The sequence below is a fragment of the Cupriavidus sp. UGS-1 genome, assembly GCF_021213615.1.
GTDB lineage: Bacteria > Pseudomonadota > Gammaproteobacteria > Burkholderiales > Burkholderiaceae > Cupriavidus.
In genome coordinates this window covers 264,225-272,800 of sequence record NZ_JAJQJF010000006.1, presented here as the reverse complement: position 1 = coordinate 272,800, position 8,576 = coordinate 264,225, and the positions used below count along the sequence as shown (strand labels likewise).

At 69.3% G+C, this 8,576-nt stretch carries 7 protein-coding genes and 1 pseudogene; 5 read left to right on the top strand and 3 right to left on the bottom strand.

Going from position 1 to position 8,576, the window contains the following annotated elements; translation table 11 throughout:
• The 5 genes and pseudogenes from LRR16_RS11315 to LRR16_RS11295 form a co-directional block, all read left to right on the top strand.
• A pseudogene (locus LRR16_RS11315) lies at positions 1-596 on the top strand (ribonuclease E/G); the annotation flags it as partial.
• A 170-nt stretch (positions 597-766) separates the two neighbouring features.
• Positions 767-1,891: a GTP 3',8-cyclase MoaA gene (moaA, locus tag LRR16_RS11310; protein ID WP_064575960.1), complete on the top strand. Its 1,125-nt coding sequence runs from the start codon at positions 767-769 to the stop codon at positions 1,889-1,891.
• 66 nt (positions 1,892-1,957) lie between these two features.
• Positions 1,958-2,557, top strand: a complete 600-nt coding sequence (gene mobA / locus LRR16_RS11305; RefSeq protein ID WP_064575957.1) for a molybdenum cofactor guanylyltransferase MobA — start codon at positions 1,958-1,960, stop codon at positions 2,555-2,557.
• Between the two features lie 110 nt (positions 2,558-2,667).
• Positions 2,668-3,987, top strand: a complete 1,320-nt coding sequence (gene glp / locus LRR16_RS11300; RefSeq protein WP_232205884.1) for a gephyrin-like molybdotransferase Glp — start codon at positions 2,668-2,670, stop codon at positions 3,985-3,987.
• Between the two features lie 186 nt (positions 3,988-4,173).
• Positions 4,174-4,452, top strand: a complete 279-nt coding sequence (locus tag LRR16_RS11295; RefSeq protein WP_006576515.1) for a hypothetical protein — start codon at positions 4,174-4,176, stop codon at positions 4,450-4,452.
• A 97-nt stretch (positions 4,453-4,549) separates the two neighbouring features.
• On the opposite strand, the gene rmuC is transcribed toward LRR16_RS11295, so the two are convergent.
• The 3 genes from rmuC to LRR16_RS11280 form a co-directional block, all read right to left on the bottom strand.
• Positions 4,550-5,935 (bottom strand): DNA recombination protein RmuC, encoded by a 1,386-nt coding sequence (rmuC, locus tag LRR16_RS11290; protein WP_232205883.1) that lies wholly within the window; start codon positions 5,933-5,935, stop codon positions 4,550-4,552.
• A gap of 63 nt (positions 5,936-5,998) precedes the next feature.
• Positions 5,999-7,024, bottom strand: coding sequence for a D-glycerate dehydrogenase (locus tag LRR16_RS11285; protein ID WP_064575950.1), 1,026 nt, complete (start codon positions 7,022-7,024; stop codon positions 5,999-6,001).
• Positions 7,025-7,032: 8 nt separating this feature from the next.
• Entirely contained in the window at positions 7,033-8,478 is a 1,446-nt protein-coding gene (locus LRR16_RS11280) for a sodium:proton antiporter (protein WP_232205882.1), read from the bottom strand.
• Between the last annotated feature and the right edge of the window lie 98 nt (positions 8,479-8,576).

Sequence of the window (8,576 nt, the reverse complement as noted above, 5' to 3'; positions counted from 1 at the left end):
TGCCGGCCGAACCGGCCCCCGCTCCGGTGATCGCCGCGGAACTGGCGCCGGGCCGCTCGGCCGCGACGCAGGTGTCGCCGGCCGAAGCCGTCGACCCGACCGCGCCGGCCCCGCAGGCGCCTGTCACGGCAGCCGCCGAGCAGGTGCCCGCCGAGGTCGCCACTCAATCCGCCAACCAGGCCGCCACCGAAGCCGCGCCCGCAACGGCGGCCGAAGTGACGACGGAAGCCGCGCCGGTATCGACGCCGGTATCGACGCTGACAGCGGCCGACGAAGCGGCCGTCAAGCCGGCCGTCCAAGCGGTCAGCGCACCGGCAGCGCAGCAGCCGCAAGCGGCCCCGGCCCCTGCCCCGGCCACGGCGCTGTCGGCCGACGCGCTCGAGCCGATGCTCAATGCCGCCGGCCTGCAATGGGTGCACACCGACAGCGCCAAGTACCGTGCCGCGCAGGAAGCCGCCGCGCGCATCGTGCCGGCGCCGCGCGTGCCGCGCGAGCGCAAGCCGCTGCCGCCGCTGCCGCAGGGCCCGATGGTGCTGGTCGAGACCGGCGGCCGCGAGGTCACGATGGACTCGCAGCAGTCGGCCGCGCAGCAGTAAGGCGCGACGGACAGGCGCCTGTCGGCGCCACGACGGCAGAAAGGGGACGGCACCGCCGTCCCCTTTTTCTTTGCCCGCTCGCGCCAACCGGCCGTCCCGGCGATCCCTCGACGCAAGCTCGGCTAGAATGGCGGCAGAACGGCGCCGGGCTGGCGGCGACCTATCACGACATGACCGAATCCGTCATTCCCATCTTCGATCTGCGCGAGCATCGATACCACTCGATGAAGCCCGCGATCCCCGCGCGGCTGGAAACGCCGAGCGGGCTGCTGGCCGACCGCCGCGGACGGCCGCTGCACGACCTGCGCATCTCGGTGACCGACCGCTGCAATTTCCGCTGTGTCTACTGCATGCCGAAGGAGGTGTTCGACAAGGACTACACCTTCCTGCCGCATTCGGAGCTGCTCAGCTTCGAGGAGATCGAGCGCGTTGCGCGCCTGTTCGTCGCCCATGGCGTCGAAAAGATCCGGCTGACCGGCGGCGAGCCGCTGCTGCGCAAGAACATCGAGAAGCTGGTCGAAATGCTGGCGCGCATCGAGACGCCGGCCGGCAAGCCGCTGGACCTGACGCTGACCACCAATGCCTCGCTGCTGGCCCGCAAGGCGCGTGCGCTGCGCGACGCCGGGCTGACGCGGGTCTCGGTCAGCCTCGATGCGATCGACGACGCCACCTTCCGCCGCATGAACGACGTCGACTTCGCCGTGGCGGACGTGCTCAAGGGCATCGAGACCGCGCAGGCGGTCGGGCTGGCGCCGCTGAAGGTCAACATGGTGGTCAAGCGCGGCACCAACGACGCCGAGATCGTGCCGATGGCGCGCCATTTCCGCGGCAGCGGCATCATCGTCCGCTATATCGAGTTCATGGACGTCGGTGCCAGCAACCATTGGCGCATGGACGAGGTGCTGCCGTCGGACGAAGTGGTCGCGCGCATCGACGCGGAGTTTCCGCTCGAGGCGATCGCGGCCAACTACAGCGGCGAGACCGCGCAGCGCTGGCGCTACCGCGACGGCGCCGGCGAGATCGGCGTGATCTCCAGCGTCACGCACGCCTTCTGCGGCGATTGCAGCCGCATCCGGCTGTCGACCGAGGGCCGGCTCTATCTGTGCCTGTTTGCCACCGAGGGCTACGATCTGCGCACGCTGCTGCGCGACGGGCACAGCGACCTCGAGATCGCCAACGCGATCGCCGGCGTCTGGCGCGAGCGCACCGACAACTATTCGGAGCAGCGCGGCGACGAGCAGGTGCGCGCGGCCCGCGCGGCGCGCAAGATCGAGATGTCCTATATCGGCGGCTAGGCGCGCCGCCTCGGCTCCGATCCCATCAACGCTTCAACGCTTTACCTCTTTTTTTCCTGCACCGCGATGATCGAACGCGAAGACATTACCGGCCTGATCCTGGCCGGCGGACGCGGCAGCCGCATGGGCGGCACCGACAAGGGCCTGCAGTCGCTGCGTGGCGCGCCGATGGCGATGCACACGATGATGCGGCTCTCGCCACAGACCGGCGCGCTGCTGATCAATGCCAACCGCAACCTGGCCGCCTACGAGTCGTTCGGCGTGCCGGTGGTCACCGACTCGGTGCCCGACTTCGCCGGCCCGCTGGCCGGCATGCTGGCCGGCCTGGAACAGTGCCAGACGCGCTGGATGGTCACCGCGCCGTGCGATTCGCCGTTCCTGCCGACCGATCTGGTGGCGCGGTTGGCGCAGGCGATCGAACGTGAAGGGGCCGAGATGGCGATGCCGGTCACCCTCGACGAGCAGGGCCGCCGCCAGACGCAGCCGGTGTTCCTGCTGATGCCGCATACCGCGCTGGACAGCCTGGTCGCCTTCCTGAACGGCGGCGGCCGCAAGATCGAGGCGTGGGCCTCGCAGCACCGGCTGGCCGAAGTGCCGTTCGACGATGCGGCGCCGTTCGCCAATATCAACACGCTGGACGAACTGCGCACCTTCGAGGCGCGCTGAGCGGAGCAAAGGGCGCGGCCCCGGCCGGCCCGCGGCTCCGCATTCCGACCGGCACCCGCTGCGCCCAAACCGAACCCAACCCCGAACCTGATCCCTACCCGAACCCTGCCATGCCGTCCCTGCAATCCGTGATCTCCTGCCTGTCCGACTACGATCCCACCGCGCTGCCGGTGGCGCAGGCCAACCGGATCATCGCCGACGTAGTCGAACCGGTCAGCGGCATCGAGCAGGTCGCGATCCGCGCGGCGCTGGACCGCGTGCTGGCCGAGGACGTGGTGTCGCCGCTCGACGTGCCGGCGCACGACAACTCGGCGATGGACGGCTATGCCTTCGCCAGCGCCGCGCTGCAGGCTGCAAGCGGCGGCGAGGTGACGCTGCGCGTCATCGGCACCGCGCTGGCCGGCGAGGCGCACGGCCTGGTCCCGGCCGCCGGCGAGGCGGTACGGATCATGACCGGCGCGGTGATGCCGGCCGGCTGCGATACGGTAATCCCGCAGGAATTCACGCAGCGCGTAGCGCAGGGGGCAGGCGAGACAGCGGGCGAGGCAGCAGGCGAGACCGTACGCTTTGCCGCCGACGCGGTGCGGGCCGGCGACAACCGCCGCCTGCGCGGCGAAGACCTGGCGCGCGGCAAACCCGCGCTCAGGCAGGGCCGCGTGCTGCAGCCCGCCGACCTCGGCCTGCTGGCCTCGCTCGGCATCGCCGAGGTCAAGGTCCGGCGGCGGCTGCGCGTGGCCTTCTTCTCGACCGGCGACGAGCTGCGTTCGATCGGGGAGCCGCTCGACGCCGGCTGCGTCTACGACTCGAACCGCTACACGCTGCACGGCATGCTGCGACGGCTGCATGTCGATCTGATCGACATGGGCGTGGTGCGCGACGATCCCGCCGCGCTCGAGGCCGCGCTGCGCAGCGCCTGCGAAAACGCGGATGCGGTGATCACCTCCGGCGGCGTGTCGGTCGGCGAGGCCGACTACACCAAGCAGATCATGGCCGAACTCGGCGACGTGACCTTCTGGAAGATCGCGATGCGCCCCGGCCGGCCGATGGCCTTCGGCCGCATCGCGTCGAACGGCCATCAGGCGCTGCTGTTCGGCCTGCCCGGCAATCCGGTCGCGGTGATGGTGACCTTCTACCATTTCGTCCGCGCCGCGCTGCACCGGATGATGGGCGCGGACATCGCGCCGCCGCCGCTGATGCGCGTGCGCAGCGCCCAGGCGATCCGCAAGAAGCCGGGCCGCACCGAATACCAGCGCGGCATCCTCGCGCGCGGCGCCGACGGCCAGTGGGAGGTGCGCATCACCGGCCAGCAGGGCTCGGGCGTGCTGCGCTCGATGAGCGAGGCCAACTGCTTCATCGTGCTGGCACACGAGCAAGGCGGCGTCGCGGCCGGCGATCCGGTCGAGGTCATGCTGTTCGAGGGCCTGCTGTAAGGTCGCTGCCCCCACCATTCGCCCCACCGCGGCACGGCGGCACCGCCCCGCTCCACTGTCGTTTTTTTGCTTACCGAAGCCGTGCCGGCGGCCGCTTTTGGCCGGCCCGGCGGGGCGAGGCTATGCGCCACGCCACCCATTCGCTACACTTGCCGCAACCCAACTCTTCCCCACTGCCACGCTGTCATGAATCAGGAGATCGCTTACCTCCACCCCGTCAAGACCGCACGCGCGCTCGTCCTGGTCTATCTGTGCTTCTCGGTGCCGATCGTGTCGATGGGGTTGTTCGTGGCCTTTGTCCGCTATGGCGATCTGCCCGGCATCACGGTGTTCACCGCGCTGATTCTGAACGCGCTGGTCGGCTTCGGCCTGCTGTGGCTGGCCTGCAAGGCCTACAACTGGGTGGCGGCCCGCTTCGGCGGCATCGAGGTGACGATCCGCAATCTGCCGAACGAAGGGCAATAGGCTCCGGCCGCCCGGCCCTCCCCCGCAAAAAAAAAAGCGCATCCCGACGGATGCGCTTTTTTTGTCGGCAACGCCCCAACGCTGCCGCAGGCCGGGCTCAGGGCGCCGGACCGGCATCCTTCCCGCCAGCTTCGCCGTCGTCCTGCTCCGGCAAGCCGAGCAGCTGCTCGGCCGCCTCCGACGGCAGCGCCTCGACCTTGCGCAGCTTGCGCGCCATCTGGCGGCTGCGCACCTCGGCCTGCTCGATATTGCGGGCGGCGCGCTCGAGCGTGTCCCGGGTGCGCGCCAGCACGTCGCCGAACTTGCCGAACTCGGTCTTGACGGCGCCCAGCACCTCCCACACCTCGCTCGAGCGCTTTTCCAGCGCCAGCGTGCGAAAGCCCATCTGCAGGCTGTTGAGCACCGCGGTCAGCGTGGTCGGGCCGGCCACCGTCACGCGGTGATTGCGCTGCAGCAGGTCGGTCAGTCCCGGCCGGCGCAGCACCTCGGCATAGAGTCCCTCGGTCGGCAGGAACAGGATCGCGAAATCGGTGGTGGCCGGCGGCGACAGGTACTTCTCGGCGATGGTCTGCGCCTCGCGCTTGATCGCGACTTCGAGTTCTCGGCCGGCGGCGGCCACGCCATCGACATCGCCATGTTCCTGCGCATCGGTCAGCCGTTCGTACTGCTCTTTCGGAAACTTGGCGTCGATCGGCAGCCAGACCGTGCCGTTGCCGTTGCTATTACCCGCGGCGTTGCCGACGCCGACCTCCTTGCCGGGCAGCCGGATCGCGAACTCGACCCGTGCGCCCGAATTCGGCACGGTCTCGACGTTGCGCGCGTATTGCTCGGGCGTCAGGATCTGCTGCAGCAGCATCTCGAGCTGGACCTCGCCCCAGGTGCCGCGCGTCTTCACATTGGTCAGCACGCGCTTCAGGTCGCCGACGCCCTGCGCCAGCATCTGCATCTCGCCCAGGCCCCGATGCACCTGCTCGAGCCGGTCCGACACCATGCGGAACGATTCGCCCAGCCGCTGCTCCAGCGTCGCGTGCAGCTTCTCGTCGACGGTGCGGCGCATCTCGTCGAGCCTGGTGGCGTTGTTGGCCTCGATGTCCTTGAGCTTCTGTTCCAGCGTGGTACGCACCTCGCCCAGGCGCCGCTCGTTCGATTCGGTCAGCTTGGCCAGCTGCTGCGCGAACATGTCGATCTGGTTGTTCTGCAGCGTGGCGATATGCGTCATTTGCGCCGACAGCGTCTGCTGGAAGCGCATCATCTGCTCGCTGGTCTCGTCGCGCCCGAGTCGCGCGGCCTCGGCGACCTCGCCGCGCAGGCTGCGTTCGAGCCGTTCGCTGTCGCGTTCGCCGCGTTCGCGCCAGTCCGCCAGCCGTTGCAGCAATTCCGCGTGGCCGCCGTCGCGCCCGCGCGTCAGCAAGAGGACCAGCGTCAGCAGGGACAGCAGCAGGATTGCCGCCAGGGCGATCAGGATCAGCGAGGAGGAGGACATCGGGGACGGGGTCGTCAAACAAGGCGCCGCCGCGGCCAGGGCAACCGCGACGGCGACGGTGCGCTAGCGGCGCGCCAGCACTTCCGGGTTCAGCGCGCAGGGCGGCCTGCCGGCATCGGGGCCGGCGCCCAGCGCCGCGATCAGATTGTCGGCCGCCAGATTCGCCATCGCGCGCCGCGTCTTTTCCGAGGCGCTGGCGATATGCGGGGTCAGCACGACGTTGGGCACCTCGAGCAGCGCGGGATGCACCTTGGGCTCGCCTTCGAACACATCCAGACCGGCGGCGAAGATGCGCTTCTCGCGCAGCGCCTCGGCCAGCGCCGCGTCGTCGACGATGCCGCCGCGCGCGAGGTTGATCAGCGTCGCGGACCGCTTCATCTGCGCCAGTTCGGCCGCGCCGATCGCATGGTGGCTCTGCTCGCTGTACGGCAGCACCAGCATCAGATGGTCGGACTCGCGCAGCAGTTCGGCCTTGCTGACGTAGCGCGCGCCCAGCCCCTGTTCGATCTCTGCCGGCAGCTGGCTGCGGTTGTGATAGCGCACCGTCATGCCGAAGCCGGCGGCGCGGCGCGCCAGCGCCTGCCCGATGCGGCCCATGCCGAGGATGCCCAGCGTGCTGCCGTGCAGATCCATGCCGAGGAACATGTCGTAGGACCAGCGCTCCCATTTGCCGGCGCGCAAAAAGTGCTCGGACTCCGTGACGCGCCGGGCGGTCGCCATCAGCAGCGCCCAGCCGAAGTCCGCGGTGGTCTCGGTCAGCACGTCCGGCGTGTTGGTGGCGACGATGCCCGCCGCCGTCAGCGCCGGCAGGTCCAGATTGTTGTAGCCGACCGCCATGTTGCAGACCGCGCGCAGCTGCGGCAGCGCGCCGATCAAATCCGCGTCGATGCGATCGGCGGCATTGGAGAGCACGCCGGCCTTGCCGGCCAGGCGCGCCTTCAGCGCGGCGGCGTCGAGCGGCACGTCGGGCTGGTTGTGATCGACGTCGAAATACTGCGCGAGGCGTTCGATCACATCGGGGAAGATCGCCCGCGTGACCAGCACGGCGGGGCGCGAGGAAGCGGATTGCGGTTGCGGTTGCGAAGCCATCGTGTACCTCAGACGCGGAAGAACAGCAGGGTCATCACCCCGAACAGCGGCACCAGGATGCCGCAAGACCACAGCATATAGCCGAAGAAGCTCGGCATGCGCACGCCGCGGTTCTCGGCGATCGCCTTGACCATCAGGTTCGGCGCATTGCCGATATAGGTGTTGGCGCCCATGAACACCGCGCCGGCCGAGATCGCCGCCAGCGTGGTGGCGTCGCGCGTCATCAGCGTGGCCGCGTCGCCGCCCGCGGTATTGAAGAACACCAGGTAGGTCGGCGCGTTGTCGAGGAACGACGACAGCAGGCCGGTGGCCCAGAAATACATGCCGTCGATCGGCTGGCCGTTGCTGTCGCTGACCGCGCGGATCACGCCGGCGAAGGCGCCGTCGGTGCCCGCCTTCAGCATCGCGATTACCGGGATGATCGTCAGGAAGATGCCGGCGAACAGCTTGCCGACTTCGAGAATCGGATCCCAGTTGAATTCGTTGCCGGCGCGCGCGCTGTGCGGCGTGATGGCCAGCGACACCAGCGCCACCACCACCAGCGCGACGTCGCGCACCAGCGCCTGCAGCGGCACCACCGTGCCCAGTACGTCGAATTCGATGCCCGGCTTCCACAGGCCGCTCATCAGCACCAGCGCCATCACCGCCAGCAGCAGCGCGAAATTGGCCTTGCCCTCGATGCGGATGCCCGGCGAATCCGGCGTCGGATCGAGCCGCGGCGGCAGCTCTTCTTCGCGATTGAGAAAGTAGTAGCGATCGACGAAATAGAAGATCGCCAGCAGCGCGGCGCACAGGAACAGCGTCTCGGGGAAGATGTGCCGCGTGGTCCAGAAGAACTCGACCCCCTTCAGGAAGCCTAGGAACAGCGGCGGATCGCCCAGCGGCGTCAGCGAACCGCCCGCATTGGCGACCAGGAAGATGAAGAAGACCACGACGTGCGCGACATGGCGCCGGTTGTCGTTGGCGCGCAGCAGCGGCCGGATCAGCAGCATCGCCGCGCCCGTGGTGCCCATCACGCTGGCCAGGCAGGTGCCGAGTGCGAGGATGCCGGTATTGAGCTTCGGCGTGCCATGCAGATTGCCTTGCACGCAGATGCCCCCGGCGACGATATACAGCGCGCCGATCAGCACGATGAACGGAATGTACTCGGCCAGCAGCGCATGCACGACGTTGGCCGCCGCGGCATGCGTGCCGAAGGCCAGCGCGAACGGCACGAGGAACAGCAGGCCCCAGGCGGCCGCGACCTTGCCGAAGTGGTGATGCCAGAAGCGCGGCGCCAGCAGCGGGAACAGCGCGATCGACAGCAGGATGCCGGCGAACGGCAAGGCCCACAGCGGCCCCAGGGTGGCGCCGTCGAGCTCGGCGGCGCCGGCCAGCGCGGGGAACATCGCCAGCATGGCCGGCAGCGCCAGCCGGGGCGCGTTGATTACGCGCGGCGCGAAGGCGGACTGCATCGTGTTCGGTCTCCTGTCATTGGTCTTGTTCGAAACGGGATGCCCGCCTCCGTGCGAAGGCGGCGAGATGCAATGGGGTGAGAGGCCTGCAGCGGCGA

What these genes read in the sequence shown, in the direction of transcription:
- moaA (WP_064575960.1), top strand. Translation starts at nt 767, where the DNA reads ATGACCGAATCCGTCATTCCCATCTTCGATCTGCGCGAGCATCGATAC.
- mobA (WP_064575957.1), top strand. Translation starts at nt 1,958, where the DNA reads ATGATCGAACGCGAAGACATTACCGGCCTGATCCTGGCCGGCGGACGC.
- LRR16_RS11285 (WP_064575950.1), bottom strand. Translation starts at nt 7,024, where the DNA reads ATGGCTTCGCAACCGCAACCGCAATCCGCTTCCTCGCGCCCCGCCGTG.
- glp (WP_232205884.1), top strand. Translation starts at nt 2,668, where the DNA reads ATGCCGTCCCTGCAATCCGTGATCTCCTGCCTGTCCGACTACGATCCC.
- LRR16_RS11280 (WP_232205882.1), bottom strand. Translation starts at nt 8,478, where the DNA reads ATGCAGTCCGCCTTCGCGCCGCGCGTAATCAACGCGCCCCGGCTGGCG.
- LRR16_RS11295 (WP_006576515.1), top strand. Translation starts at nt 4,174, where the DNA reads ATGAATCAGGAGATCGCTTACCTCCACCCCGTCAAGACCGCACGCGCG.
- rmuC (WP_232205883.1), bottom strand. Translation starts at nt 5,935, where the DNA reads ATGTCCTCCTCCTCGCTGATCCTGATCGCCCTGGCGGCAATCCTGCTG.